Origin of the sequence: Kitasatospora sp. NPDC087861 (assembly GCF_044742585.1) — a bacterium.
Lineage (GTDB): Bacteria > Actinomycetota > Actinomycetes > Streptomycetales > Streptomycetaceae > Kitasatospora.
Window position 1 is genome coordinate 180,516 of sequence record NZ_JBIUUS010000018.1, and the last position, 25,746, is coordinate 206,261.

Annotated in this window: 20 protein-coding genes; 10 read left to right on the forward strand and 10 right to left on the reverse strand. The window is 74.0% G+C overall.

All coding sequences use genetic code 11. From position 1 onward, the window contains the following. Window positions 1-13: 13 nt before the first annotated feature. Complete coding sequence (locus ACIOJE_RS25275) at window positions 14-1,180, reverse strand: SchA/CurD-like domain-containing protein (RefSeq protein WP_400779025.1); 1,167 nt, start codon at window positions 1,178-1,180, stop codon at window positions 14-16. Window positions 1,181-1,385: 205 nt separating this feature from the next. On the opposite strand from ACIOJE_RS25275, the gene ACIOJE_RS25280 reads away from it, so the two are divergent. Beyond that, window positions 1,386-3,107: an FAD-dependent oxidoreductase gene (locus ACIOJE_RS25280; protein WP_400779027.1), complete on the forward strand. Its 1,722-nt coding sequence runs from the start codon at window positions 1,386-1,388 to the stop codon at window positions 3,105-3,107. Window positions 3,108-3,231: 124 nt separating this feature from the next. Here ACIOJE_RS25280 and ACIOJE_RS25285 read toward each other — a convergent pair whose 3' ends face one another. Beyond that, window positions 3,232-4,167, reverse strand: coding sequence for a serine/threonine dehydratase (locus tag ACIOJE_RS25285; RefSeq protein WP_400779029.1), 936 nt, complete (start codon window positions 4,165-4,167; stop codon window positions 3,232-3,234). 322 nt (window positions 4,168-4,489) lie between these two features. On the opposite strand from ACIOJE_RS25285, the gene ACIOJE_RS25290 reads away from it, so the two are divergent. Next, the gene (locus ACIOJE_RS25290; RefSeq protein ID WP_280686112.1) at window positions 4,490-5,353 is read left to right on the forward strand and encodes a DMT family transporter; all 864 of its coding nucleotides are present in this window, start codon (window positions 4,490-4,492) and stop codon (window positions 5,351-5,353) included. A 17-nt stretch (window positions 5,354-5,370) separates the two neighbouring features. On the opposite strand, the gene ACIOJE_RS25295 is transcribed toward ACIOJE_RS25290, so the two are convergent. After that, a complete protein-coding gene (locus ACIOJE_RS25295) occupies window positions 5,371-5,715 on the reverse strand; it encodes a hypothetical protein (protein ID WP_280686113.1) in 345 nt (114 codons plus the stop codon). Next, window positions 5,712-6,014 carry an SAV_915 family protein gene (locus ACIOJE_RS25300; protein WP_280686114.1) on the reverse strand — a complete coding sequence of 101 codons (303 nt, stop codon included), beginning with the start codon at window positions 6,012-6,014 and terminating at the stop codon, window positions 5,712-5,714. Before ACIOJE_RS25300 ends, ACIOJE_RS25295 begins: the two co-directional genes overlap by 4 nt. 236 nt (window positions 6,015-6,250) lie before the next feature. Between ACIOJE_RS25300 and ACIOJE_RS25305 the strand changes: the two genes are divergently transcribed. The 4 genes from ACIOJE_RS25305 to ACIOJE_RS25320 all read left to right on the forward strand — a co-directional run bounded on the left by ACIOJE_RS25305 (window position 6,251) and on the right by ACIOJE_RS25320 (window position 10,986). After that, entirely contained in the window at window positions 6,251-6,679 is a 429-nt protein-coding gene (locus ACIOJE_RS25305) for a helix-turn-helix domain-containing protein (RefSeq protein ID WP_280686115.1), read from the forward strand. Between the two features lie 71 nt (window positions 6,680-6,750). After that, the gene (locus ACIOJE_RS25310) at window positions 6,751-7,107 is read left to right on the forward strand and encodes a DUF4180 domain-containing protein (protein WP_400675370.1); all 357 of its coding nucleotides are present in this window, start codon (window positions 6,751-6,753) and stop codon (window positions 7,105-7,107) included. A gap of 165 nt (window positions 7,108-7,272) precedes the next feature. Continuing rightward, the gene (locus ACIOJE_RS25315; RefSeq protein WP_280686117.1) at window positions 7,273-9,495 is read left to right on the forward strand and encodes an NADP-dependent isocitrate dehydrogenase; all 2,223 of its coding nucleotides are present in this window, start codon (window positions 7,273-7,275) and stop codon (window positions 9,493-9,495) included. Between the two features lie 246 nt (window positions 9,496-9,741). After that, entirely contained in the window at window positions 9,742-10,986 is a 1,245-nt protein-coding gene (locus ACIOJE_RS25320) for an RICIN domain-containing protein (protein ID WP_280686118.1), read from the forward strand. A gap of 51 nt (window positions 10,987-11,037) precedes the next feature. On the opposite strand, the gene ACIOJE_RS25325 is transcribed toward ACIOJE_RS25320, so the two are convergent. Beyond that, the gene (locus ACIOJE_RS25325) at window positions 11,038-11,670 is read right to left on the reverse strand and encodes a YdcF family protein (protein WP_280686119.1); all 633 of its coding nucleotides are present in this window, start codon (window positions 11,668-11,670) and stop codon (window positions 11,038-11,040) included. A gap of 72 nt (window positions 11,671-11,742) precedes the next feature. Beyond that, window positions 11,743-12,750 carry a cytochrome c oxidase assembly protein gene (locus tag ACIOJE_RS25330; protein ID WP_400779034.1) on the reverse strand — a complete coding sequence of 336 codons (1,008 nt, stop codon included), beginning with the start codon at window positions 12,748-12,750 and terminating at the stop codon, window positions 11,743-11,745. A gap of 202 nt (window positions 12,751-12,952) precedes the next feature. Between ACIOJE_RS25330 and ACIOJE_RS25335 the strand changes: the two genes are divergently transcribed. Next, complete coding sequence (locus tag ACIOJE_RS25335; protein WP_280686121.1) at window positions 12,953-13,921, forward strand: NAD(P)-dependent oxidoreductase; 969 nt, start codon at window positions 12,953-12,955, stop codon at window positions 13,919-13,921. Window positions 13,922-14,054: 133 nt separating this feature from the next. Here the strand turns inward: ACIOJE_RS25335 and ACIOJE_RS25340 are convergent, their stop codons facing one another. Beyond that, entirely contained in the window at window positions 14,055-15,479 is a 1,425-nt protein-coding gene (locus ACIOJE_RS25340; protein ID WP_280686122.1) for a M1 family metallopeptidase, read from the reverse strand. A gap of 26 nt (window positions 15,480-15,505) precedes the next feature. Further along, the gene (locus tag ACIOJE_RS25345; RefSeq protein WP_400779037.1) at window positions 15,506-16,456 is read right to left on the reverse strand and encodes a M20/M25/M40 family metallo-hydrolase; all 951 of its coding nucleotides are present in this window, start codon (window positions 16,454-16,456) and stop codon (window positions 15,506-15,508) included. A 218-nt stretch (window positions 16,457-16,674) separates the two neighbouring features. On the opposite strand from ACIOJE_RS25345, the gene ACIOJE_RS25350 reads away from it, so the two are divergent. Both ACIOJE_RS25350 and ACIOJE_RS25355 read left to right on the forward strand, forming a co-directional pair. Beyond that, window positions 16,675-17,391: a response regulator transcription factor gene (locus tag ACIOJE_RS25350; RefSeq protein WP_280686124.1), complete on the forward strand. Its 717-nt coding sequence runs from the start codon at window positions 16,675-16,677 to the stop codon at window positions 17,389-17,391. Continuing rightward, window positions 17,381-19,312 (forward strand): sensor histidine kinase, encoded by a 1,932-nt coding sequence (locus ACIOJE_RS25355; protein ID WP_400779039.1) that lies wholly within the window; start codon window positions 17,381-17,383, stop codon window positions 19,310-19,312. Before ACIOJE_RS25350 ends, ACIOJE_RS25355 begins: the two co-directional genes overlap by 11 nt. Before the next feature lie 185 nt (window positions 19,313-19,497). Here the strand turns inward: ACIOJE_RS25355 and ACIOJE_RS25360 are convergent, their stop codons facing one another. Next, window positions 19,498-21,612 carry a phosphocholine-specific phospholipase C gene (locus ACIOJE_RS25360; RefSeq protein WP_400779041.1) on the reverse strand — a complete coding sequence of 705 codons (2,115 nt, stop codon included), beginning with the start codon at window positions 21,610-21,612 and terminating at the stop codon, window positions 19,498-19,500. 318 nt (window positions 21,613-21,930) lie between these two features. On the opposite strand from ACIOJE_RS25360, the gene ACIOJE_RS25365 reads away from it, so the two are divergent. Continuing rightward, the gene (locus ACIOJE_RS25365; RefSeq protein ID WP_280686127.1) at window positions 21,931-22,848 is read left to right on the forward strand and encodes an LLM class flavin-dependent oxidoreductase; all 918 of its coding nucleotides are present in this window, start codon (window positions 21,931-21,933) and stop codon (window positions 22,846-22,848) included. A gap of 11 nt (window positions 22,849-22,859) precedes the next feature. Here the strand turns inward: ACIOJE_RS25365 and ACIOJE_RS25370 are convergent, their stop codons facing one another. Continuing rightward, window positions 22,860-25,652, reverse strand: a complete 2,793-nt coding sequence (locus tag ACIOJE_RS25370; RefSeq protein WP_400779044.1) for a LuxR C-terminal-related transcriptional regulator — start codon at window positions 25,650-25,652, stop codon at window positions 22,860-22,862. Window positions 25,653-25,746: the final 94 nt, after the last annotated feature.

Consider the following 25,746-nt stretch of genomic DNA (forward strand, 5'->3'; position numbering starts at 1 on the left):
AGATGACGGAACGTCAGTTGTCGTTCGAACTGCGGTCGGTGATCGGGCTCATGGCGTGGGCGGCGAGGACGGCGGCCAGCCCGGCGGCGCTGCGCAGGTCGCCCTGGGCGCCGAGGTCGAGCAGCTTGCCGAGCGCGGCGGCCTCCTGGTCGCCCGCCACGCCGAGGGCGGCCGCCGGGTCGGCCTCGGCCGGCACCCGCAGGTCGACCAGGCGCACCACCACGTCCTCCCGCTGGAAGACCGTGCTCGCCGCGACCGGGCCGGTCGGGTCGGCGGTGGCGAGGTCGTCGTACCCGCCGAGCAGCTCGGCGACGGCCTGTCCCTGGCCGGTCCGGACCGGGTACAGCACGGCGTGCCGGTGCAGCCGGGCGGAGGCGGGGGAGCTGGCGATCGCCTGCTGCTTCGCGGGCAGCGCGGCCCGGGCGAAGAAGGCGCGCGCGGCCTGCGGGTCGCCCAGTTGGCGGGCCTCCTCCAGGTACGGGTTGATCGCCTCCTCGACGGCCCGCACCTCCGGCTGCATCGCCACGTGGCGCAGCGCGTCGCCGAGACTGCCGATCACCTCGACGGCCCGGACCACCCGGTTGCCGCGCATGAACAGCGAGGTGCGGTGCAGCCGGGTGTGCTCGTCCACCTTGGCCCTGGGGGAGGCGTAGCCGGACAGGATCCGGGCCACCTCGCGCTCGCTGCCGGGCTTGACCGTGAAGGTCAGCGCGTGCCGCACCACGCCGTCCGGGCCGGGTTCGGCCTTCGGCGGGCCGACGTGCCCGGCGGGCTCGCTGCGCGGCAGGCCGGGCGGGACCTCGATCGGGGCCCGGGTGCCGGTGGAGCCGGCCGCCGAGGTCTCGCGCAGGACGGCGTAGCGCAGCGAGCGGAAGTTGTCGCTGACGCAGCCGTGCATCGGCTTGACCATCTCGCGGTGGGCCGAGCTGTCCACCCACTCCAGGAAGGTGTCCTGGTCCTCCCACTCGCTGGTGATCAGCCACTGGCGGGGGTCGTTGATCGACTGGCACAGCTGGTCGCTGACGTGGCCGCGCACCGATGCCACCTGGTGGCGCAGCTGCTCGTAGACGTCGAGGAAGCGCTGCTGGGCGCCGTCCTGGATCTCCAGCATCAGCACCACCCGGAGCCGGGTGTCGGATTCGGCGTGCTGCTTCCGCTGCGGTTCGGACAGAGTTGTCATGATCCACTTTCTGCTCTGGGCCGCACGCTGCGGGCCGTGGTGGCCGCGTCCGGAGGGTGCTCCCGGGCTGGGAGGGCGGTGCGACGGCGATCGGCCCGGTCGTTCGGCGCCAGGCCTGAGGTCGATCGTGAGCGGCGTAACGGGGCGCCGCGAGATTTGCGGGCCATCCGAGGGAAGAAGCGGCACAAGCACCCTCCGGCGGGGGATGGAAGAGCGGGGCCCCCGGTCGTGCGGCCCCGTCGAGGGCGGCCCCGAGCCCAGTAGCCGGGCCGTGGAATCCCCTTACAGGGTGGAGCAATTGATGAATCCGAAGGTTGACGACCGGGTGCCGGTCCTGATCGTGGGCGGGTCGCTGGTCGGGCTGTCGGCCTCGCTCTTCCTCGGTCGACTTGGTGTCAGGCACCTGCTGGTCGAGAAACACGCCGACACCTCGCATCACCCGCGTGGCCGAGGCAACAACGTCCGTACGATGGAGCTCTACCGGGTGGCCGGGATCGAGTCGGCCATCCGTGAGGCGGCCTCGGTGCTCGCCCCGAACCGCGGCATCCTGCAGGCGCCCTCGCTGACCGGCGACGAGCAGGAGTGGCTGTTCCGGGAGATCGACCCGGGCGGCCGGCTCGCCCGGTTCAGCCCCAGCTCATGGTGCCTGTGCAGCCAGAACGACCTGGAGCCGGTGCTGCTGCGCGCCGCCCGCGACCTCGGCGGCGACATCCGTTTCAGCACCGAGCTGGTCTCCTTCGAGCAGGACGCCGACGGCGTGACCTCGCTGCTGCGCAGCCGGGAGACCGGCGAGGAGCGCCGGGTGCGCTCGGAGTACCTGATCGCGGCGGACGGCCCGCGCAGCCCGGCCCGCGAGCGCCTGGGCATCGGCCAGACGGGCCAGGGCGAGCTGTTCCACAACGTCAGCATCACCTTCCGTGCCAAGCGGCTGGCCGACGTGGTCGGCGACCGGCACTTCATCGCCTGCTACCTGACCAACCCGGAGGCGGACGGCGCGCTGCTGCCGGTGGACAACCAGGCGGAGTGGGTCTTCCACGCGCCCTGGCACCCCGAGCACGGCGAGCCGCTGGAGGCGTTCACCGACGAGCGCTGCGAGCGGCACATCCGCACCGCCGTCGGCCTGCCCGAACTCGACGTCGAGGTGACCGGCCGGGCGCCCTGGCACGCCGCCGAACGGGTGGCCGAGCGGTACGGCGCCGGGCGGGTCTTCCTCGCCGGGGACTCCGCGCACGAGATGTCGCCGACCGGCGCGTTCGGCTCCAACACCGGCATCCAGGACGCGCACAACCTGGCCTGGAAGCTCGCCGCCGTGCTGTGCGGCTGGGCCGGGCCGGAGCTGCTGGAGACGTACGGGCAGGAGCGCCGTCCGGTCGCGCAGGTGACCGGCGAGCGCGCCTCGGCCCGCTCGGCCGAGCACAGCCACCCCGGGTACGCGGTGGTGCCGGGCATCGGGCGGCAGGCCGGGGTGCTGGCGGTGGCGCTCGGCTACCGCTACCCGGTGGGCGCGGTGACCGGCACGGACCGGGCGGGGGCCGTCGTCCCCGAGGCGTTCGAGTCGGCGGGGGAGCCGGGGAGCCGCGCCCCGCACCAGTGGCTGTTGCGGGCGGGCGTGCGGCTGTCCACGCTGGACCTGTACGAGCAGGCGATGGTGCTGCTCACCGGCCCGGAGGGCGCCGCCTGGCGGTCCGGCGCACGGCGGGCGGCCGACCGGCTGGCCGTCCCGCTGGACGCCTACCGGATCGGCGACGGCGCCGAGGACGACCTGGCGCCCGAGCCGGGCACGGACTTCGCCGCGCTGCACGGGATCGGCCCGGACGGCGCGGTGCTGGTCCGGCCGGACGGCTTCGTGGCCTGGCGCTCGACGGGCGCGGCGGACGATCCGGAGAGGGAGCTCGCGAAGGCCCTGCGGACGGTGCTGAGCCTGTAGCCGCAGGCGCGGACGCGGACCTGCCCGCCGGTTCACCGACCGGCGGGCAGGTCGTGGTGGTCGGCGGAGTGCCGGTTGCCGACGGAGAGCATCAGCGGCCGCCCGCCGGTCGGTCGGCGACCGCTCAGCCGGCGTCCGGTGCGGCGGCCAGGTCGGCGGGATCGGTGTTGGCGCCGCAGAGGAGGACGGCGACGCGCTCGCCCTCCACCTGGTCGAGGGCGGCGAGGGCGGTGGAGGCCGCGTACTCGACGGCGATCCGGCGGTCCTCCCAGAGCTGCCGGCGGGCGCGCACGATGGCCTCGTCGTCGACCAGGACGGACCGGACGCCCTCGTGGCGGGCGGCGTGGACGGCGAGGGCGGTGGCACGGCGGGCGCCGAGGGCGTCCTGGGCGACCGAGGCCACCGGGACGTCGACGGGCCGGCCGGCGGCGAGGGCGGCGTGCAGCGCCCGGCTGCCCTCCGGCTCCACCGCGACCACGCGCACGCCGTGCTCGCGGGCCGCGACGGCCACCCCGGCGAACAGCCCGCCGCCGCCGACCGACACCACCACCGTGTCCAGTCCGGGCACCCGGGCGCGGATCTCCTCCAGCACCGTGCCCGCACCGGCGGCGATCAGGGGGTGGTCGTACGCGTGCGAGGCCAGCGCACCGGCGCTCGCCGCGAACTCCTCGCAGGCGGCCAGCGCCTCCGCGTACTCCCGGCCGACCAGCCGTACCTCGGCGCCGTACGAGCGCAGCCGCGCCAGCTTCACCGGCGAGGCCGTCTCGGGCAGGAACACCGTGGCGCGGACGCCGAGTTCACGTGCCGCCCAGGCGCAGGCCAGGCCGGCGTTGCCGCCCGAGGCGATGGTGACCCCGGCGTCCGGAAGGGTGCCCGCCTCGGCGTGCGCGAGCAGGAAGTTCTGCGCGCCGCGCGCCTTGAAACTGCCGGTGTGCTGCAGGAACTCCAGCGCCAGCCAGGTCCGTCCGGCGTCGTCCCCGGGGGCGACGGCCACCGGCCGCACCCGGCCGGCGATCCGCTCCCCTGCGGCCATGACCTCGTCGTACGTCAATCGGTCCATCGGGCCTGCTCCTTATGCCGGGTGCGTCACGTCAGAGTTTGACGGTACGTCGCGCCCGTGAAGGAGGAAAAGATCACGATCAGGCCGGACCGGGACGCCGCCCGCGCCCGGCTGCCGGGCCTGGCCGGGGCCCGGCTGGGCGACCGGGCGCAGGCGTAGGCTGGCCCCCATGCGTCATGTGATCCTTCCGCCGCCGGCCCGCTAGCGGGCGGCGCACTCCACCCACCCCGGCCGGTCGGCCTTCTCGCCGCCACCGGGGCGCTGGCTGCCGCCCGCGTACCCCGCGGACCTCATCCGGCATCTCATCGTGGAGTACCGACACATGACCTCGTACGCCGCCGTGCCCTTCCGGCACGGCCTGTTGTCCATTGCGGCCGCCGCCGTCGCCTGGGGCGTGGGCGGTGCCGTGGCCGCGCTGCTGCTGCGCACCAGCGGCCTCGGCCCGGTGGCCGTCTCCTTCTGGCGCTTCGCCGTCGCGGCGCTCTGCCTGGCCCTGCTGCCGTCCGGCGGTCGGGCGGCCGAGCCCGCCCGCCGGGGCGCCGCCGTACTGACCGGGCTCGGCCTGGCGGTCAGCCAGTGCGCCTACTTCGGCTCGGTGCAGTACGCGGGCCTGGGGCTGGGCACGCTGATCACGATCGGCGCCGGCCCGGTGCTGACCAGCCTCGGCGGGCACGTCCTGCTGGGCGAGCGCCTCACCCGCCGGGCCGTCGTCGCCGTCGGGCTGGCACTGGGCGGCCTCGCGCTGCTGGTGGCCGCCCCGGCGGCGGGGCCGCGCCCGGCCCTGGGAGTCGCGCTGGCCGTGCTGGCGGGCGCCGGGCAGAGCGGGCTGACCCTGTGGGCCCGGGGCGGTGGTTCGGCGCGCGCCAGTACGGGCGCGTTCACCACCGGGCTGCTCTGCCTGCTGCCGTTGGCGGCCGTCCAGGGCCTGTGGCCGACCGAGGGGCACCCGGCGGTGACCGGCGGCGCGCTGCTGTTCCTCGGGACGGTGCCGACGCTGCTCGCCTACCGGTGGTACTTCACCGGCCTGAGTGTCGTCCCGGGCACCACGGCCGCCGTGCTGGTCCTGTTGGAACCGGCGACGGCGGCCGTGATGGGAGCGGGTTGGCTCGGAGAGCCGCTCACCGCGGGCCTGTTGGCGGGCTCGGCGCTGCTGCTCGCCGCGATCGCGGCCCTGGCCCGCGAGTAGTGCGGGTGGGGCTTGTATCAGGAGGGCACCGGCCGCAGGGTGACCGGGCCGGGGGCGACGGGTGTCGGGGTGAGGGCGCGCAGCACCAGGTCGACCTTGACCTTGGCGGCGCCTGCGCGCTGCAGGGCGGCGGCGACCGCCCGTAGCTCCTCGGGGCCGGTGCAGGCGAGGCGGAGCTCCAGGTCGGCGTCGCCGGCGAGGGCGAGCCCGCCCTGGACGGCCGGGTGCTCCGCCGCCAGCCGATCGAAGTCGAGCGGGATCGGCCCGTAGCTGACCCGGGCGAGCGCGTGCAGCGCCCGGGCCGGCTCGGGCCGTTCCGGTTCGGGGTCCGGATCGTCGGCGACCAGGTGGAGGGCGGTCACCGGTGCTGGAGCTGTGCGGTCGGGGCGGGGGCGAGTGGGATGGCGGCGGTGGTGGCGGGCGGGGCGACCAGGCGCGGGTCCAGGACGAGGGTGTCGACGCCGAGCGGGGCGACGAGCGCGCGCAGCGCGGGTTCGCCGAGCTCGGTGAACGCCTGGTCGGGTCCGAGGAGGGCGGCGAGGGACTCGGGGCTGGAGAAGCCGACGGCGCAGCGGCGGCCGTGGCGCAGGCGGAAGAGGCGGAGGGCGGTGGTGCCGGTGCTGGAGACGGTGACCGGAACGTGCCAGACGACGCGGGCCATGCGGGTGCTCCCGGGTGGGGTGGTGGTGCCTGCCGGAACTGCTGCTTCGACGCTAGGCCGGGTTCCGCCGGTCGTCGCCGGTCCTGACGCGGCGTTGACCGAATGGGGTGGTGCGTTGACGCAGTCCTGACGGTCGACTCACCCGATTGGACTACGCCACTCCCTATCCTTCCGTAAACATCCCTATCGGATGGTATCGTCCATGACGATAGGGACATCAGGGAGGATGGCCGCAGGTGGCGCAGTACTACTCGGTGGAACAGGTGGCCGAACTGCTCGGTCTGCACGTGCGCACCGTCCGCGGCTACATCCGCGACGGCCGGCTCGCCGCGACCAGGATCGGCAAGCAGTACCGGATCGCCCGTGCGGACCTGGAGGCCTTCGCCGGTGCCCCGGCCGCCCCGGCCGCGCCGAGTGTCGACCGGGCGCGCGCCGAGGTGTCCGCCGTCGTCCGGATCGAGGGCGTCGACCGGGCCGGCGCCGACCGGCTGACCACCGCCGTGCTGGCCGCGATCGCCGGACCGCGCGAGGGCGGTCGGCCGCTGCACGTCGAGACCGTCCACGACCCGGAGCGGGAGACCCTGCGGGTCGTCGTCCTCGGAGATCCGGCCGACACCGCGGCGCTGCTCGGCATCGTCCACACGCTGACCTCGGCCACGTACTGACCTCGTTCACGTACCGGCCTCACGACCGCACCGACCTCGTCCACCCATCGACTCGACCAGGGAGAACGGCAATGTCCGAGCAGTACGGCACGACGGTCCTCAGGCTGCCCGCGGAGGGCGCGCTGATCCGCGAGGAGCAGGACGCCATGGACGTGATCGGCGACGCCTTCGGCCGTGGCGCCTCCTGGGTGGTCGTCCCCGCCGCCCGGCTGCACCCGGACTTCTTCGCGCTGCGCACCCGGGTCGCCGGCGGCATCGTGCAGAAGTTCGTCAACTACCGGGTCGGCCTGGTCGTCCTCGGCGACGTCGCCGACCACATCGCGGCGAGCGACGCCCTGCGCGACTTCGTCCGGGAGAGCAACCGCGGCCGGCAGCTCTGGTTCCTCGCCGACGAGGCCGAGCTGGCGGCCCGGTTCGCCGAGGTCTGAGCGCCCTCCGCTTGCCCCGCACCCGCCTCGGGACCACGGTGGAGCTGACCGCCGACGCGCTCCCGAGGCGCCCGGCGTGTGCTCCGGGGCGGGGGGAGGTGGAGCTGGGGGCCCGTGACGAGATATCTTGACGTCAAGACGTTGGAGACGTGAAGCGGAGTACCGATGACTGACTCGACCATCATCTATACGCACACCGACGAGGCTCCGGCCCTGGCGACCTACTCGTTCCTGCCGGTTGTCCAGGCATACGCCTCGACGGCGGGTGTGCGCGTGGAGACCCGCGACATCTCCCTGGCCGGGCGGATCATCGCGAGCTTCCCGGAGCGTCTCGCCGAGGGGCAGCGCATCGAGGACGCCCTCGCCGAGCTGGGTGGGCTCGCCAAGACCCCGGGCGCCAACATCATCAAGCTGCCGAACATCTCGGCTTCCATCCCGCAGCTCAAGGCGGCCGTCGCCGAGCTGCAGGCGCAGGGCTACGCGCTGCCGGACTACCCGGACGACCCGCAGACCGACGAGGACAAGGACGTCCGCGCCCGCTACGACAAGGTCAAGGGCAGCGCCGTCAACCCCGTCCTGCGCGAGGGCAACTCGGACCGCCGTGCCCCCGCCTCGGTGAAGAACTACGCCAAGACCCACCCGCACCGCATGGGCGCCTGGTCGGCCGACTCCAAGACCAATGTCGCCACCATGGGTGAGAACGACTTCCGCTCCACCGAGAAGTCCGCCGTGGTCGCCGCCGACGGTGCGCTGCGCATCGAGCTGGTCGCCGAGGACGGCACCACCACCGTGCTGCGCGAGAAGGTGCCGGTGCTGGCCGGCGAGGTCGTCGACGCCTCGGTGATGCGCGTCGCCGCGCTGCGCGAGTTCCTGGCCGCCCAGGTCGCCCGCGCCAAGGCCGAGGGCGTGCTGTTCTCGGTGCACCTCAAGGCCACCATGATGAAGGTCTCCGACCCGATCGTCTTCGGCCACGTGGTGCGCGCCTTCTTCCCGAAGACCTTCGCCAAGTACGGCGAGGCGCTGGTCGCCGCCGGTCTGGACCCGAACAACGGCCTCGGCGGCATCCTCAACGGCCTGGACGGCGTGCCGCACCTGGGCGAGGAGATCAAGGCCTCGTTCGAGGCCGAGCTCGCCGAGGGCCCGGCCCTGGCGATGGTCGACTCGGACAAGGGCATCACCAACCTGCACGTCCCGAGTGACGTCATCGTCGACGCCTCGATGCCGGCCATGATCCGCACCTCCGGCCACATGTGGGGCCCGGACGGCCAGGAGGCCGACACCCTCGCCGTGCTGCCGGACAGCAGCTACTCCGGCGTGTACCAGGCCGTCCTCGACGACTGCCGTGCCCACGGCGCCCTGGACCCGGCCACCATCGGCTCGGTCCCGAACGTCGGCCTGATGGCCCAGAAGGCCGAGGAGTACGGCAGCCACGACAAGACCTTCGAGATCGCCGCGGCCGGCACCGTCCGCCTGGTCGACACCGAGGGCACCGTGGTGCTGGAGCAGGCCGTCCAGCCGGGCGACATCTTCCGCGCCTGCCAGACCAAGGACCTGCCGATCCAGGACTGGGTCAAGCTGGCCGTCACCCGCGCCCGCGCCACCGGCGTCCCGGCGGTGTTCTGGCTGGACGAGAACCGCGCCCACGACGCCGTCCTGATCGAGAAGGTCAAGAAGTACCTGCCGGAGCACGACACCACCGGCCTGCAGATCGAGATCAAGTCCCCGGTCGAGGCCACCGCGTTCTCGCTGGAGCGCATCCGTCGCGGCGAGGACACCATCTCGGTGACCGGCAACGTGCTGCGCGACTACCTGACCGACCTGTTCCCGATCCTGGAGCTGGGCACCAGCGCCAAGATGCTGTCGGTCGTCCCGCTGATGGCGGGCGGCGGCCTGTTCGAGACCGGCGCCGGCGGCTCCGCCCCGAAGCACGTCCAGCAGCTGGTCAAGGAGAACTACCTGCGCTGGGACAGCCTGGGCGAGTTCTTCGCGCTGGCCGCCAGCTTCGAGCACCTGGCCACCAGCACCGGCAACGCCCGCGCCCAGGTGCTGGCCGACACCCTGGACCGCGCCACCGGCTCCTTCCTCAACGAGGACAAGTCGCCGAGCCGCCGCCTCGGTGGCATCGACAACCGCGGCAGCCACTTCTACCTGGCCCTGTACTGGGCCCAGGAGCTGGCCAAGCAGACCGCCGACGCCGCGCTGGCCCAGGCGTTCGAGGGCCTGGCCAAGACCCTCGGCGAGCAGGAGAAGGCCATCGTCGACGAGCTGATCGCCGTCCAGGGCTCGCCGGTCGACCTCGGTGGCTACTACCAGCCCGACCCGGCCAAGGCCGCGGCCGTGATGCGCCCGTCGAAGACCTTCAACGAGGCGCTCGCCAACCTCGCCTGATATCAGGGGAGTTGACGCACCGGGAGGCTCCCGGGTCCGTACTGGACCCGGGGGCCTCCCCGCGTTGTCGGGGTGTGTCCCGAGGATCCGGCCGGGCCCGGCCGGAAGAAGATCGAAGTGCTCCGTCAGGGAGCCGTCAAGGACCCTGGGCGGGGCCTCTGAGCGGCCCTAACATCCGAAGAACCGTTTCTCCGCTGCGGATCCGCAGACGGACGTCACCACGCCGAATGATCGGGGCACTTCAGCATGCGCGTTTCCTCCCGCCGGACGACCAGGGCCACCCAACGGGCCGTCGCCGGCACCCTGCTGACCGCCCTGGCCGCGACCGGCCTGATGGCCGTGCCGCAGCAGGCCTCGGCGGCGACCGACTGCCCGGGCATAGAGCCGGGGGTCGGCGGGCCCGCCAACATCGGCAACGGCAACTGCTACAGCGCGCTGATCAACTCCATCGGCACCATGATCGGGGCCTTCCGCAGCGCGGCCCGCACCGCGCAGGCCGACAACGCGGCGTTCACCCAGGGGATGGCCAGCCAACTGAGCGCTGCGGCACCGGGGTTCAACGTCATGGTGTTCAAGTACGACGGCACCGACCTCTACGACAGCCTCATGTTCCGCAACGTCTACGAGGCGGACATGCACGGGGTCGTGGTCGACCAGACCGTGAAGCTGGAGCACCACGACTCCGAGGGTGGCCCGGCCGGCTACGACGACTTCCGGATCTGGGTCTTCGCGGGCGACTCGACCTTCACCAACAAGGGCGACGGCGGCTTCGGGAACTGGGCCTTCGTCGGCAACGACTCGGACCGGACCGTGACCACCTCCCGGTCCTGCGTGCTGATCCGCTGCTACGACAGCAAGCGGATCATCCACTTCCCGGCCCGCGAGATCGTGACCCCGGCCGTCTCGGGCGGTACCTCCAACCCCGGTGTCCCCGTCACCCCGGGCGTCCCCGCGACCCCTGGCACGGTGCCGGGTGTCAGCACCGGCGGCACCGCCACCCCGGGCGTCCCCGCCAAGCCCGGTACGGTGCCGGGTGTCAGCACGGGCGGCACCCCCGCCACCCCCGGCGTGCCCGCGCACCAGGGGGGCGGTGGTGGTGGCGGTGACGCCGTGACCGGCCTGCGGTACCCCACGGTGAAGACCGGCCGGGGCCCGGTGGCCACCGGGGCTGCCTCGGGGCCCGCGGTCCTCGCCGGCACCAGCGGCCCCAAGAACACCGGCTGGCAGTTCGCCGCGGTGGGCAACGGCCGCTACGAGATCACCAGCGCCGTGTCCGGCCTCGCGCTGACCGAGAACACCAAGGGCTACGTCGCCGACGCCAAGCCGTGGACCGGCGCCGACGAGCAGAAGTGGCAGCTCGTCGCCCAGGGCAATGGCCAGTACCAGATCCGGATCACCGACCAGGACTGCCTGACCTACGACGAGGACGCCAAGGCCCTGGGCGTCTGGACCTGCAACAACGGCTGGAACCAGCAGTGGAGGCTCCAGTAGGAGCCGGCGGGTCCGGGGCCTGGACCTGGGGCCTGTCCGGCCGGGCAGGCCCTAGCCGAGGAGGGCCCCGGTCCCGGTCAGCAGCAGGAGGGCGGCGCCGTTGGCGCGCGGGTAGGCCAGCGCCGTCCCGACCGCCTCCCGGAGCAGCGCGTACGGGCCGTGCGCGAGCAGTCCGTCCGCGCCGAGCACCCGGGCGGGGGCGCCGGCCCGGTGGGCGGCGAGGGCGGCGCGTACGGTGTGGAACCCGCTGGTGACGACCGTGCACCGGTAGCCGGTCCGTTCGGCGGCCATCAGGGCCGCGCTGAACCGCAGGTTCTCGACCGTGTTCACGGCCCGCTCCTCGCGGCGGATCCGGTCGGCCGGGACACCCCGGGCGGCCAGGTAGCGGGCCATCGCGGCGGCCTCGGTGCACTCCTCGTGCGGGCCCTTCCCGCCGGTGACCAGCAGCAGCGGGGTGTGTCCCGCGGCCTCCTCGGCGGTGAGACGTTCCAGTGCGGCGTCCAGCCGGGCCGCCAGCGGTGGTCCGGGCTCGCAGCCGTCCAGCGCGGCGCCGAGGACGACCAGGTAGTCGGCCCCGGCGGGGACGGGTCGGCGTTGCTGCCGCAGTGCGCAGCCGAGGAAGCCGAGCAGCCAGAGCAGGACGTACCCGCAGAGCAGGACGGCGACGATCAGCAGAGCGTGCATACCATCCGAACGTCTACAGCGGAACCCCCGTTCCGGACTGGAACGGGGGTTCCGCAGCGGGCGGCGGCGGGCTCAGCCCGCGTCGGCCGCCGGGGTCACGGGGGCGGCCGGGGTGGCGGCGGGGGCCGCCGGGCGCGGACCGCGCTTGTGCAGCGAGGCCAGGTAGGCGTTGTACGCCGCCAGCTCGGCGTCGCCGCTGCGCTCCTCGGCGCGGTCGCTGCGGCGGGCCTGCCGCTGTTCGGAGCGCATCCACTGGTACACCAGCGCGATCAGCACGATCGCGGTCGGGATCTCACCGAAGGCCCAGGTGATGCCGCCGGCCAGTTTCTGGTCCTCCAGGAGGTCGGTGCCCGGTGGCGCGCCCTCCACCGTGAAGGTGGTGACCAGCGGGTGGGCGGCCATCATCACCGCCACGCCGAAGAAGGCGTGGAACGGCATCCCCATGAACAGCTCGATGATCCGCATCACATGGCCGGGGCGGTGCGGGCCCGGGTCCACGCCCATGATCGGCCAGAAGAAGGCCAGGCCGGTGAGGAGGAAGTGCACCATCATGAAGATGTGCCCGGCGCGGTACTGCATCAGGAAGTCGAACAGCGGGGTGAAGTAGACCCCGTACAGGCTCGCGATGAACAGCGGGATGGTGAACGCCGGGTGCGAGACCACCCGGACGTACCGGCTGTGCAGCAGCGCCACCAGCAGCTCGCGCGGCCCGCGCGGGCGGCCCTTGCCGGCCGGCCGCAGCGCGCGCAGCGCCAGCGTGATCGGGGCGCCCAGCAGCATCAGGATCGGCGTCAGCATGGAGAGCACCATGTGCTGGATCATGTGCGCGCTGAACAGCACCATGCCGTAGTCGTTCAGCCCGGTGCAGGTGACCAGGATCATGGAGCCGACACCGGCCGCCCAGCCGACCATCCGGCCGATCGGCCAGCGGTCGCCGCGCCGGTGGAGCCGGACCACGGCCGCCGCGTAGAGCGCCAGGGCGACCAGACCGCCCAGCAGGAACACCCAGTCGGGGGACCAGGTCCAGACGTTGGAGAGGGTGAACGGGCCTAGCTGGGTCATCCCGCCGTGGTGGTGCATGCCTGACATTCCGTCGCCCATCGGGGGGCCCTGCTTTCCGTCCTCGTGGCCCCTGGGGAGGGTCCGGTTCGCCCGTTTTGCTTGGCATACAGCCTAGGCGGGCCTTACCTCGGGCCGTGCCCCGCCCCCTCCGTACGGGTGGCCGCCGGGTGGACGACGGCTGGATAGACTGACCGGCCGGTCGACGGGGAGGGACGGTGCCATGGCGGCGGCGGGACAGGAACACCAGGGGCGGACCACGGTCGCCCTGACCGGGGCGACCGGCTTCATCGGCTCCGCCGTGCTGGCCGCCCTCACCGCCCGCGGCGCGCGGGTGCGCGCGCTGGCCCGCGCGGTGCCGGCGGAGCGCGGCGCCACCACCTGGGTGCCGGGCGACCTCGCCGACGAGGCGGCGCTGGCCGAGCTCTGCGAGGGCGCCGAGGTGCTGCTCCACCTGGCCTCCCGGGTCTCCGGCGGCGCCGAGGAGTGCGAGGCGGTGAACGTGCGCGGCACCGAGGCGGTGACGGCCGCCGCGACCCGGGCCGGGGTGCGCCGGATCGTCCACCTGTCGACGACGGCGGTCTACGGCGAGGGGCCGCACGCGGGCATACGGGTCGACGAGATACCGGCCGCCCCGGTCTCCGAGGCCAGCCGGACCCGACTGCTCGGGGAACGCGTCGCGCTGGCGGCCGGCGCCGTCGTGCTGCGGCCCGGCCTGGTGACCGGGACGGGCGACCGCTGGGTGGTGCCCGCGCTGGCCGATCTGGTCCGCCGGGTGCCGGTGCCCTGGGCGGGCGGGAACGCCCGGCTCTCCGTGGTGGACCGCGCCGACCTGGCCCGGCTGATCACCGCCCTCGCCCTGGACGAGCACGTCGTCCCGCCCGGCGTCCACCATGCGAGCCACCCCGAGCCGGTCCGGGCCGGCGACCTGCTCGGCGCGCTGGCCGAGCTCGGCCTGCTGCCCGCCCTGGACGGTCCGGACACGCCCTGGGAGGAGTGCCGCCGGCTGCTCGCCGCCACCCCCGGCCGGGTCTCCGAGCGCCAGTTCGCCCTGATCGCCCGCGACCACTGGTACCGCAGCGACGACGTCTGGCGCCGCGCCGCCTGCCCGCCCGGCCCCGGACCCCTCACCCGGCTGCCCGCCGCCGCTCCCTGGTACCGCCGGGCGCTCGGGCTCGCGGCCGGTTCGTAGGCTCGGGCTCGCCGTCCGTTCACAGGCTCGGGCTCGCCGTCCGTTCACAGGCTTCGGGTCGGCTGTGCCGGGCAGGCTCGTGGCCGCAGGCCGGGGCGGCTCCGGTCCGGAGCCGCCCCGGCCCGGCGGAGGGCTACCGGCCGGCCAGGGCGGCCAGGGCGCCCGGGTAGAGGTACTCCTTCGCGGGGATCGTCGTCCCGTGGACCCAGGCGTCGAAGAAGCCCTTGAGGTCCTTGCCCGACACCTGCGCCGCCAGCGCCTCGAACTGCGGGAACGAGGCGTTGCCGTAGGCGTGGTCGGCGGTCCAGCGGCGCAGGGTGGTGAAGAAGGCGTCGTCGCCGACGGTGCGCCGCAGGGCGTGCAGCATCAGGGAGCCCTTGAAGTACAGGGCGGGGTCGAGTTCCCTGCCCTTCCCCGGGTCGTACAGCTTCGTGGACCAGTACGAGGGGTTGTCCTTGTTGCCGGCGACCGTGTGGGCGTAGAAGCCGGTGTCGAGGTCGGCGCCCTTGTGCTCCTCCCACAACTGGTTGGCGTACTGGGCGAAGCACTCGGCGAGGCAGCCGTCACGCCAGTCGGTGAACGAGACGCTGTCGCCGAACCACTGGTGGGTGCTCTCGTGGACCACCCCCTCGTCGGAGATCATCCCGTTGTACGTCGGCCGGCTCTGCGTCTCCAGGGCCCCCGCGCCGTGGCTGGGCGTCTTGGCCGGGCCGACCACGATCGAGCCCGCCGAGGAGAACGGGTACGGGCCGAACTTCGAGGCCAGGAAGGTCAGGATCTCCGGTTGCGCGGCCTCCAGGGCCGCGTCGATCTCAACGCCCGGACTGTACGCCGAGATGACCGGCTTGCCGTCGGGCAGCTGCGCCCGGTGGACGGTGAACCGGTCGATGGCGACCGTGCTGAGGTACGTCGCCATCGGGCGGTCCTCGTGCCAGCGGAAGGTCGTGGTGCCGTTGTCGGTGGTGGTCGGCCCCGGCAGGCCGTTGCCGATCGCGGTCCAGCCGTCGGGGACGGTCGCGGTGAGGGCGAAGGTGGCCTTGTCGGACGGGTGGTCGTTGGACGGGTACCACGAGGTCGCGGAGTGCGGTTCGCCCGCCGCGTTCGCGCCGCCGTCCACCAGGGTGTGCCAGCCCTCGGCGTCGGGCGTGCCGGCGTACGTCACCCGGACGGCGAACGTGGCGCCCCGGGCGACCCGTTGGGCCGGGACGACGACCAGCTTGTGCTCGCCGGAGCGCGAGAACGACCGCGCCGGCGTGCCGTTCACGGTGACCGAGGCGACCGTGAAGCCCTTCAGGTCCAGGCTGAAGCGGTCCAGCGCCCGGGTGGCCCGGGCGGTGACGGTGGTGTCGCCGTCCAGGTGGTCGGTGCGCGCCGGGTCGTAGGCGATCCGGACGTCGTAATGCCCCACGTCGTAGCCGGAGTTGCCGTCGTCGGGGAAGTACGGGTCCCCGATGCCGGTCGCCGCCGAGGCGGGCAGGGCCGTCAGGGCGACGCCGAGGGCGGTCGCGGTCGCCAGCACGGCGGCGGTCCGGCGGCGGGTCGTCGGTGTTCTGCGCATCTCTGCCTCCTGCGGGTGTCGGGTGGTCAGGGCCGGGTGGTGGCGGGGGTGGTGGCGGCGAGCTGCCACACCACGCCGACCAGGGCGTTGGTGCTGGTCGTCTCCGTGGCCGGGTCGACGTTGGCGAGGTTGTCGCACGCGTCGTGGATGCAGTCCGAGATGCCGGTGCTGAAGCCGGAGGACGGGATGCCGGCCTTGCCGAACGACTCGTTGTCCGAGCCGCCCACCCCGACGTCGAAGGTGGCGAGGCCCCGGGCGGCGAACCACGACTCGAAGGCCTGCCCGGCCGCGCTGTCGGCCTGCTGCCCGTCCTTCACCACGAGCCACTGCTTGGTGTTCTTGCTGCCCGTCTGGTCGAAGTTGAGGTAGAGGTCGATCGCCTTGCGGTCGTCGGGGGACAGGCCCTTGACGTAGTCGGCGGAGCCGACCAGCCCGACCTCCTCCGCCCCCCACCAGGCGAACCGCAGGTGCCGCGCGGGCTTGAGCCGGGCCTCGGCCACCTGGAGGGCGGTGGTCAGGACCGCCGCCGAGCCGGAGCCGTTGTCGTTGATCCCCGGGCCCTGCTTGACGCTGTCCAGGTGGGCGCCGGTGAGCAGCACGTGGTTCGGGTCGCCGCCCGGCCAGTCGGCGATCAGGTTGTAGCCGGCCTCGCCGCCGTGGTCGAAGCGGCGCAGCTCGGTGTGGAAGCCGGCCCGGTCCAGCGCGTGCCGCAGGTACGCCACCGACTCCGCGTACCCCCGGGTGCCGTGCGCGCGGTTGCCGCCGTTGCGGTCGGCGATCCGCTGCAGGGCCCGCAGGTGCGGCATCACGTCCTGCTCCGAGACGGTCGGGGCGGCGGGGGCCCGCATGCCCTCGACGGACGCGGCCGCGGCGGTGGTGGCGGCGACGGTGGTGGCGGCGACGGGGACCGTGGACAGGACCAGGGCCGCCCCGAGGGCGCGGGCGGCGAGGGGCAGCAGGCGGGAAAACGACTTCACGCGGGGACCTTTCGGAGCAGGTCCGGGGGGTTCGCCCCCCGGCGGACTCCGCCACACTGGCCGGTCGGTGTCAGGAAGTTGTCAGGAAGCGGTCGGAGCATGATCTGGAAGTGGTGGTGAAGTGGCATGGTTCGTGACGAGTTGGTGCGGACCCCGACCGCCGGCCCGGCCCGCCGGCCAGGTCGAGAGCCGTTCGGGGGCGCTCTACGATCATCCGTATGTGCGCACATGTCGTGGTCGCCGAGGACGATCCCAAGCAGGCCGACCTCATCCGCCTGTACCTGGAACGCGAAGGGCACCACGTCGTCGTCGTCCACGACGGCCGTGCCGCGCTGGAGGAGGCCCGCCGCGGCCCGGCGCAACTCCTGGTCCTGGACGTCATGATGCCCGTCCTGGACGGCCTCGACGTCTGCCGCGTCCTGCGCGCCGAGTCCGCCCTGCCGGTGCTGATGCTGACCGCCCGCTCCGCCGAGGAAGACCTGCTGCTCGGCCTCGACCTCGGCGCCGACGACTACCTCACCAAGCCCTACAGCCCCAGGGAACTCGTCGCCCGGGTCCGCGCCCTGGTGCGCCGCGGCTCCCCGACGGCCCCTCCCCGGGACACCGCCGCGCCGGCGACCGCCCTGAGCGTCGGGCCCCTCACCGTCGACCCCCTGCGCCACGAGGTCACCGCCCACGGACGGCCCGTCAGCTGCACACCCGCCGAGTTCCGGCTGCTGGAGGTACTGGCCGCCCAGCCGGGCCGGGTCTTCACCCGCGCCCAGCTGCTGGAACACCTGCACGGCATCGACCGGTACATCACCACCCGTACCGTCGACACCCACGTGATGAACCTGCGCCGCAAGATCGAACCGCACCCGCGCCGCCCCGTCAGCCTCCTGACGGTGTACGGCATCGGCTACAAGCTCGCGGAGGAACCGCGCCTTGCGTCGTGACACCCCGCTGCGCCGCAGCCTGACGGTCCGACTGCTCGCGCTCTCCGCGCTGGTCTCCCTCTGTTCCATCGCCGCGACGGCCTGGCTGGCCGCCCGCACCACCACCGGCGCGATCAAACAGGAGCAGACCCAGGTCCTCGCGGACCAGACCCGGATCTACCACGAACTGCTCGGCTACGCCGCGACCCACCCCGACTGGAACGGCGCGCAGGAGACCGTGCGGCGGCTCGCGGCCGCCACCGGGCAGCGCATCGTGCTGGCCACCCCGCGCTTCGAACCGGTCATCGACTCCGCGGCGGGCCCTGCTCCCGCCGCGTCCGCCGGGTCGGGTACGGCTCCCGCCCCCGCCGCATCCGCCGGGTCGGGCACGGCTGTCACCCAGGGCCCCGCCGTCGAGCGGGCGGCCCTGCCCCGTACGCCCACCACCATCGTCGACCCGCTCTCCGTCGACCTCGCCATGCTGCCCGGCGCGCCGAGCGACCGGATCGACGCCCGCGCGGTGGGCCCGTTCCGACTGACCCCGGCCGAGCACGCGGCGCTGGAGGACGGCCTGGTGAAGCAGGCGGACTGTCTGCGCACGGCGCTCGGCATCGAGGCGACCGTCACCGATGACCCCGCCGGGCGGCCGCACCTGCGCACCGCCGACGACCGTGCCCTCGGCGTGCGCTGCGCGGCCCCCATGGTGGTGAGCGCTCCCACCCGTACCGAGACGGCCGCCCTCGCCGACCTCACCGGCCTCGTCAACGCCTGCCTGGCACGCCAGCAGATCCGTCCCGTCACCCTGACCCTGGGGCCGGACGGGACCCCGTCCGGCGACCCGCGCCAGGACCAGGTGACCTCCGCCTGCCTCACCAACGCCCGCCGGCAGCAGCTCGTCCAGTACGTGGCGCCGCCCGTGCTGCTGTTCGTCGGCGCCCCGGTCGGCGCCGGGGGCGCGGCCCCCGTGCTGACCTCCGCCCACCCCGGGCGGGTCACCGAGGTGGCCGCCCTGGTGCTGGTGGCGACCGTGGCGATCACGGTGACGGTCGGACTACGGCTCTCCAGGCCGCTGCACGCGCTCACCCACGCGGCCCGGCGGATGGCCGACGGGGACCTCTCGGCCCGGGTGACCGTGACCGGCCGCAACGAGATCGCCGGACTCGCCGCCGCCTTCAACGCCATGGCCGAACGGCGCGGGCAACTGGAGGACCTGCGCAAGGCGATGGTCGGCGACATCGCGCACGAGCTGCGCACCCCGCTGAGCAACATCCGCGGCTGGCTGGAGGCCGTCGAGGACGGGGTCGCCACCGCTGACCGGGCCCTGACGGGCTCCCTGCTCGAAGAGGCCCTGCTGCTCCAGCACCTCATCGACGACCTGCGGGACCTCGCCGCCGCCGACGCGGGCGAACTGGCCCTGTACCGCGAACCCGTCGACGTCGATGACCTGTTGGTGCAGGTCGCCACCGCGCACGGAGCGCAGGCGCAGGCGTCCGGTGTGGCCCTGGCCGTCGACCCGGCCGGCGCCGCAGTCGGCGTGGACGTCTTCGCGGACCCGGTGCGCCTGCGTCAGGCGGTGGGCAACCTGGTCGCCAACGCCGTCCGGCACACCCCGGCGGGCGGCACGGTCACCCTGCGGGCCCGCGCCCGGGCCGGCGCCCTGCTCATCGAGGTCGCCGACACCGGCACCGGCATCGCCGCGGCGGACCTGCCGCTGGTGTTCGAGCGCTTCTGGCGGGCCGAGAAGTCCCGCAACCGCCAGACCGGCGGCAGCGGTCTCGGCCTCGCCATCGTCCGCAAGCTCGCCGAACTCCACGGCGGCGGCGTCCACGTGGCGAGCACCCCGGGCGCGGGGTCGGTGTTCACCGTGCGGCTACCGTCGGGCTCCCGAAGCCCGGAGGACCGCACCTGTCCGGACATCGTGCGGGACTCCGGATCGCCCTGACCCGCGCATCGGGTTCCCCACCCGGCGCCGCGTGCGGGTCCTGGCGGAGGACCGACCCGGGACGGCGCTCTGCCCCGGCGCCGGCCCCGCGTCGGCCGCGCGCCCGCACCGACGCCCGTGCCCCGTCGCCGAGCAGCGACGGGGCACGGGTGTGGCCAGGCCAGGCCAGGCCAGGCCAGGTCAGGTCAGCGCGGGCCGGGGTCGCTGGTGCCGGGGCGGCCGTTCTCCAGGTGGCCGGCCCAGCGGCGGCGGAACGCCGGGCCGTCCACGGCGGCGACGGTGATGTCGTACCAGCGGCTGTGGGCGTCCACGTCGAAGGTGAACTGCGCCGAGTCGCCGGGGCGAATGCGGTGGCCCGGCGCGGACGGGTCCTTCGCGTAGGCGTCGGCGGCGGTCACCGTACGGGTCGCCTCCCCGTTGTTGCGGACCTGGACCTTCACCCTGGTGCCGTGCGGGGTGAACCGCGCGACCAACTCGGCGCGCAGCTCACCCTCGAACTCCTGCAGCGACCCGTTCGGGCCGTGGGCGGCGAGGTGGTAGCCGCCGGCGTCCGTCAGCGGCCAGAAGTCGCTGAAGTTGTCGTAGGCCGAGATGGTGTAACGGCGGGGGGCCGCCTTGGGGGCGGTCCGGTCGTAGACGTAGAGCCACGCGCCCGCGTCGCCCCAGTTGTCCAGCTCCAGCCGGAACTGCCCCGGGGTGTCCGTCTCGTCCTCGTTGACCCGCAGGTCGTAGGGGAGGGCGCGGGCCGGCCGGGTGCCCCGCTCCTGGGTGGGCACCTGCTGGGGCAGCGGCACCTGGTAGGGCTTGCCCTGCGAGGCGATCGGCGCGGGCACCGGGATCGAGACCGGCTTCGGGTCGGCGCCGGAGAAGTCGAGGGCCGAGGTGAGGTCGCCGCAGACCGAACGGCGCCAGGCGCTGATGTTGGGCTCCGCGATGCCGAACCTGGCCTCCAGGAAGCGCAGGACCGAGGTGTGGTCGAAGGTCTCCGAGCAGACCCAACCACCGCGCGACCACGGGGAGATGACCAGCAGCGGCACGCGCGGGCCCAGGCCGATCGGCTGCCGGCCGCCCGGATCGGCGCCGGGGACCAGCGGGCTCATCTCGCCCGGGTACCTGCCGAGGTCGAGCAGCTCGTCGCCGAGGCTCGCCTCCAGGCTGCGGGAGACCATGCCCTGGCCGCCCGGGCCGCTGACGACCGGCGGCATCGGCGGGACGACGTGGTCGAACAGGCCGTCGTTCTCGTCGTAGTTGATGAGGAAGACGGTCTTTCCCCAGACCTCGGGGTTGGAGGTGAGCGCGTCCAGCACGAGGTTGATGTAGTACGCGCCGTCGGTGGGCGTGGCGGACGGGTGCTCGCTGTACTTGTACGGCGGGACGATCCAGGAGACCTGCGGCAGCCGGCCCTGCTGGACGTCGGCGCGGAACTCCTTGAGCGTGTGGTCGGTGGCGCCCTTGTCCACCAGCGGGCCCGACGCGCCCTCGGCGACCTGGAACCGCTCGAAGAACATCAGCGAGTTGTCGGTGTAGTTGTCCGTGGGGGTGCCCGGCTCGCCGGAGCCGCCCTGGTACAGCTTCCAGCTGACGCCGGCCGCCTCCAGGCGCTCCGGGTACGTGGTCCAGGTGTAGCCGTTGGTGTTGTTGCGCTCCCACAGGCCCGGCCCGTTCGGCTTGCGGCCGTACGCGTTGCGCGGGTCGCTGGTACCGGTCCACAGGTAGATGCGGTTGGGGGCGGTGTCGGCGTGCACCGAGCAGAAGTACGCGTCGCAGACGGTGAAGGCGTCGGCCAGGGCGAAGTGGTACTGCAGGTCCTGGCGCTTGAGGTGGCCCATCGTCATGACGTCCTGCTTCTGGTTCACCCACTGGTCGTGGCGCCCCTCGTTCCAGGCGAGGTGGCCGCTGCTCCACCCGTGGTCGGTGCCGGCCTGGTACTCGGTGGTGTTCCCGGGGTCGATGTACCAGGGCAGCACCTCCTGCTCGGAGGCGGGCAGGCCGCGGTCGTGGTAGCGGCCGGTCTTCACCCCGGCGGCGGGCTGGCGCCAGTTCGGCTTCCCGTTCGGCAGCAGCGTGGGGCGCGGGTCGTCGAACCCGCGCACGCCGCGCAGGGTGCCGAAGTAGTGGTCGAAGGAACGGTTCTCCTGCATCAGGATGACGACGTGCTCGACGTCCTCGATCGACCGGGTCCTGCTGATCGCGGGCATTGCCAGGGCCTTGCTGACCACGGGCGGGAACGCCGCCAGGCCGGCGGCGGCGGCGGATGCGCCGCCCAGCTGGAGGAATCGGCGTCGGTCGATGGAGGCCACGTGATGTCCTTTCCTGTCTCGGTTGCACAGGTGTACGGGTACCAAGAAGGTTCGAACATAGGCGCAGCGGCCGGGCCGTACACGGAACTCCGGCGAACGCCGCATGAGCGTTCGACCAATTCCTGTTCAGCCAACTTCGCCGGATCCCGGTGGGCGGCCGCGCGTCGGGCCGTGGGGTGCGGGCCGTTGGAGGAGGCCGCCTTCCCCGGTGGGCGGCCGTGGTCAGGAGATCTGACGGGGCACCGGAGGCGCAGGTGGATCGGGGTGGGCCTGGGTATCAGGGACGGAGGAGAAACCGATCACCGTCTGGAGTCCGTTGTGCGTATCAGCGTCTGTATCCTGCCCGACCGTCCGTTCCAGGAGGCGGTGTCGATGTGGCGGCGGGTGGAGGAGTTGGGATTCGACACCGCCTGGAGCTATGACCACATCACCTGGGCGGGGCTGCCGGACGGCGCCTGGTACGGGGCCGTTCCCACCTTGGCCGCGGCTGCCGTGGTGACCTCGCGGCTCAGGCTCGGGACGCTGGTGTCCTCGCCGAACTACCGGCATCCGGTGCCGCTCGCACAGGACGTGCTCACGCTGGACACCATCAGCGAGGGCCGGTTCGTCCTCGGCTTCGGCGCCGGCTCGATCGACAACGACGCCACCGTGGTCGGCCAGGGCGAGGACGGGAAGGGCTGGTCGGTGCAGGAGCGCGGCGGCCGGTTCCGCGAGTCGGTGGAGTTGTTGGACCTGCTGCTGACCGCCGGTCCCGAGGGCCGACCGCGAACGACCTTCCGCGGCCGGTACTACGACGCGGTCGACGCCCGGATGGAGCCGGGCTGCGTGCAGCGGCCCAGGGTGCCGTTCGTGCTGGCGGCGAGCGGCCCGGTCGGGATGCGGACCGTGGCGCGGTACGGCGCGTCGTGGGTGGCCACCGACGATGCGGACGGGCCGAGGGACGTCGAGCGGACCGAGGCGTCGACCTGGCGCATCCTCGCGCGCCGGATGGAGGAACTCGACACGGCGTGCGAGCAGGAGGGCCGCGACCCGAAGTCGCTGCGCCGGACGCTGCTGACCGGGTTCTCGCCGCTGCCGACGATGCAGTCGGCGCAGGCCTTCGAGGACGTCGCGGGGCGCTGTGCGGAACTGGGCTTCACCGACATCGTGGTCCACTACCCGCGCGAGTCGGGGCACTTCGCCACTCCCGCGCACGTCCTTGAGCAGATCGCGCCCGCGAACCGCGCTCGCGTCTGACAAGGCCGCGGTCATCGGCCCTGGTGGCGCTCGTCCTTGCGGGCGAGCGCCACCAGTTGGACCCTCGACCGCACCCCGAACTTGCGGTAGATCCGGGTGAGCATCGCCTCGACGGTCTTGACGCTGACGTACAGGGCGGCCGCGATGTCCCGGTTGCCGTACCCCTCGGCGACCAGCTCGGCGATCCGCTTCTCCGCGTCCGTCAGCCCGGCCAGCCAGGACGGCGTCCCGGCCTGCTCCGGCCGGCCCGGCCCCCACAACGGCGCCCCCGCCTGGTGGAACACCTCCTCGGCCCGCGCGTGCAACTCCCGGGCGCGGGCCGGGCGTCTGCGTCGGTGTTCGACGGCCGAATGCGTCAGCAGCACCCGGCCGCACTCCAGTGGGTATCCCAACTCCGCGAACGCGTCGAGGGACCGGATCAGCAGGTCCTCGGCCGAGCCGAAGTCGCCGGTCGCGGTGCGGCACAGCGCCTCGGCGCGGTCGAGCGAGGCCAGTACGCCCCGCCGTCCCAGCTCCTCGGCCCGGTGCCGGGCCGCCGAGACCGTCCGCGCCGCCGCGTCGAGATCCCCGGCCGCGACCAGGGCCTCGGCGAGATCGGCGTCGAAGCGGATCGCCGCCGGATCCCCGATGGCCAGGTCCCGCGCCAGTTCGCGGACCCGGAGCAGGTCCGCCAGGGCGCCGGCGGTGTCCCGCAGGAGCAGCCGCGTCATGCCGGTCAGTTGCAGGCACTGGGCGACGAAGACCATGTCCGCCTCCTCCTCCGACGCCGACAGGCCGAGCCGTGCGTACGCGAGGGCCTGTTCCAGGGTCCCGCCGGCGAGTTCGGCGGTCGCCGCCGCGTACCAGGGCGGACCGGGGGCCGCGCCCAGCTCGCGGCCCAGGGCCAGCAGCCGGCCGGCCTCCTCGCGCGCGGTGTGACCCTCCCCGCTGTGCGCGTGGATCTGCACGGCGATGCCCACCAGCCGACTCAGATCGGCGGGGCCACCGTCGCGTCCGAGCGTCCGGGTGAGCTCGTCGAGCAGCAGGCCGGCCTCGCCGAGCCGGTCGTCCAGCAGGGCGAAGCGGACGAGGACCCACCGCGGGTCGTCGTCGATCCGACTGCCCCCGGCCGACCAGTCCGGTCCGGCCGAGGTGAACACACCGCCCGACCCGTTCGCCCGGCCCGACCCGCCGGCCCCACCCAGCCCGATCTCCCCGCCCGACTCCAGCACGACACGCAACGCCCCGGCGTCGCCGGTCAGGCCCCGGCCCTGCTGGATGCGGGCGGCCAGGGTCACGGCGGCCGAGTGTCCGGCCCGGTCGCCGGCCCGCTCCGCCCACGTCACGGCGTGCCGGGCGTGGGCGAGCGCCTCGATGGGGTAGCCCCGGTTCACGTGCGTGCTCCAGGCCAGCCGCCGATGCGCCGCCGAGACCAGCATCGGCTCGCCGGCGGCGGTGGCGTCGGCCAGGGCCTGGGCGGCGACGTCCGCCAGCAGCGCGGCGCCCCGCCCGGCCGCGTCGACGACGGCGATCCGGGCCCGGGCCGACGCCGCGGGCCCGGCCTGGGTCCGCTCCAGCCGGTCCAGGGCCGTCCAGGCGAGGTCGAGGCGCCCGGCGGCGGCGGCGTCCCGGGCGGCCTCGACGAGCAGGTCGGACCGGGTGCCGTCGGCGCGGTCGACCGCCAGCAGGCCGAACTCGGCGGCCCGGGCGCGGTCGCCGCGCTCGCGCGCGGCCGCGGCGGCGTCGGCCAGCCCGGGGACCAGGCGCGGGGCGCTTGAGGCGGGGGCCAGCGCGGAGGCCTCGTGCCAGGTCCGGTCGTCGGCTCCGGCCGAGACCTCCGCCAGGGCGCGGTGGGCACGGCCCACGGCCTCTCCGCCGGCCTCGGCGATGACGCCCTCCCGCACGACCGGCGCCGGGAAGAGCACCGTGCCGTCGGCCACCCGGATCAGCCCGGCCGCCTCGGCGGCCGCCAGCGCCGCGTCGGCGGTCACGCCGGCGGCGCGGCGGATCGCGTCGAGGGACGGATCCGCCGCGAGCGCCGCCAACAGCAGGACCCGGCGCACCGGTTCGGCGAGATCGGCCAGCCAGGCGTGCGTCGCCTTGCGCGCGTGCGGGGCCAGCGGCCGGACGTCCAGCGCGGTCGCGGGCGTCCCGGCGCGGGCCAGTCCGCAGGCGATGTCCGAGACCAGGCGCGGATTGCCGCCCGTCGCGGCGTGGATCCGGCCGGCGGTCCGCAGCGGGAGCCCGTAGGAACGCACGATGGCCGCCGACTCCTGCGGGCTGAGCGGGGGGATCCCGATCTCGACCGCGCCGCCGCCCAGGACGTCGTGCGGCGACGGGCCGTCGGGGCGCAGCGCCGCGAGCAGCGACACGCTGCCGCGGCTGCGTCGCGCGGCGAAGCCGAACACGTCCAGGCTGCCCGGCCCCCACCAGTGCACGTCGTCGGCGACCAGCAGCGGCCGGGCCCGGCGCCCCCACGCCTGCAGGCAGGACAGGACCGTGACGCGGAAGGTCGCGGCATCGGGCTCGGGCCCGGCGACGCGGCGCAGCACCCAGTCCATCGCCGAGCGCTGGAGATCGGACAGTTGGCCGGACACCTCGGCCGGGCAGACGGCGAACAGGTCCACCAGGGGCGCGTAGGCGATGTGCGCGTCGGCGGGGGCCGAGCTGAGCCGGACCACCGGTTCCCCGGCCGCCTGCCACTGGGTGCTCACGGCGTCCAGGACCTGGGACTTGCCGTACCCGGTCGGCCCGACCACCGCCACCGCGCCGCCCTGCCGCAGCTGTCCGCAGACCTGCTCCACCAGCGGGCTGCGCCTGCTCATCGCAGCGTCGCCATCCAGGTTTCGACCTGGTCGGGTGTGCGGGGGAGGGTGGTGGAGAGGTTTTCGTTGCCGTTGTCGGTGACGAGGATGTCGT

Coding starts and splice junctions, on each gene's coding strand:
- ACIOJE_RS25275 (WP_400779025.1), bottom strand. CDS start 1,180: ATGACAACTCTGTCCGAACCGCAGCGGAAGCAGCACGCCGAATCCGAC.
- ACIOJE_RS25280 (WP_400779027.1), top strand. CDS start 1,386: ATGGAAGAGCGGGGCCCCCGGTCGTGCGGCCCCGTCGAGGGCGGCCCC.
- ACIOJE_RS25285 (WP_400779029.1), bottom strand. CDS start 4,167: ATGGACCGATTGACGTACGACGAGGTCATGGCCGCAGGGGAGCGGATC.
- ACIOJE_RS25290 (WP_280686112.1), top strand. CDS start 4,490: ATGACCTCGTACGCCGCCGTGCCCTTCCGGCACGGCCTGTTGTCCATT.
- ACIOJE_RS25300 (WP_280686114.1), bottom strand. CDS start 6,014: ATGGCCCGCGTCGTCTGGCACGTTCCGGTCACCGTCTCCAGCACCGGC.
- ACIOJE_RS25310 (WP_400675370.1), top strand. CDS start 6,751: ATGTCCGAGCAGTACGGCACGACGGTCCTCAGGCTGCCCGCGGAGGGC.
- ACIOJE_RS25315 (WP_280686117.1), top strand. CDS start 7,273: ATGACTGACTCGACCATCATCTATACGCACACCGACGAGGCTCCGGCC.
- ACIOJE_RS25320 (WP_280686118.1), top strand. CDS start 9,742: ATGCGCGTTTCCTCCCGCCGGACGACCAGGGCCACCCAACGGGCCGTC.
- ACIOJE_RS25325 (WP_280686119.1), bottom strand. CDS start 11,670: ATGCACGCTCTGCTGATCGTCGCCGTCCTGCTCTGCGGGTACGTCCTG.
- ACIOJE_RS25330 (WP_400779034.1), bottom strand. CDS start 12,750: ATGCACCACCACGGCGGGATGACCCAGCTAGGCCCGTTCACCCTCTCC.
- ACIOJE_RS25335 (WP_280686121.1), top strand. CDS start 12,953: ATGGCGGCGGCGGGACAGGAACACCAGGGGCGGACCACGGTCGCCCTG.
- ACIOJE_RS25340 (WP_280686122.1), bottom strand. CDS start 15,479: ATGCGCAGAACACCGACGACCCGCCGCCGGACCGCCGCCGTGCTGGCG.
- ACIOJE_RS25350 (WP_280686124.1), top strand. CDS start 16,675: ATGTGCGCACATGTCGTGGTCGCCGAGGACGATCCCAAGCAGGCCGAC.
- ACIOJE_RS25370 (WP_400779044.1), bottom strand. CDS start 25,652: ATGAGCAGGCGCAGCCCGCTGGTGGAGCAGGTCTGCGGACAGCTGCGG.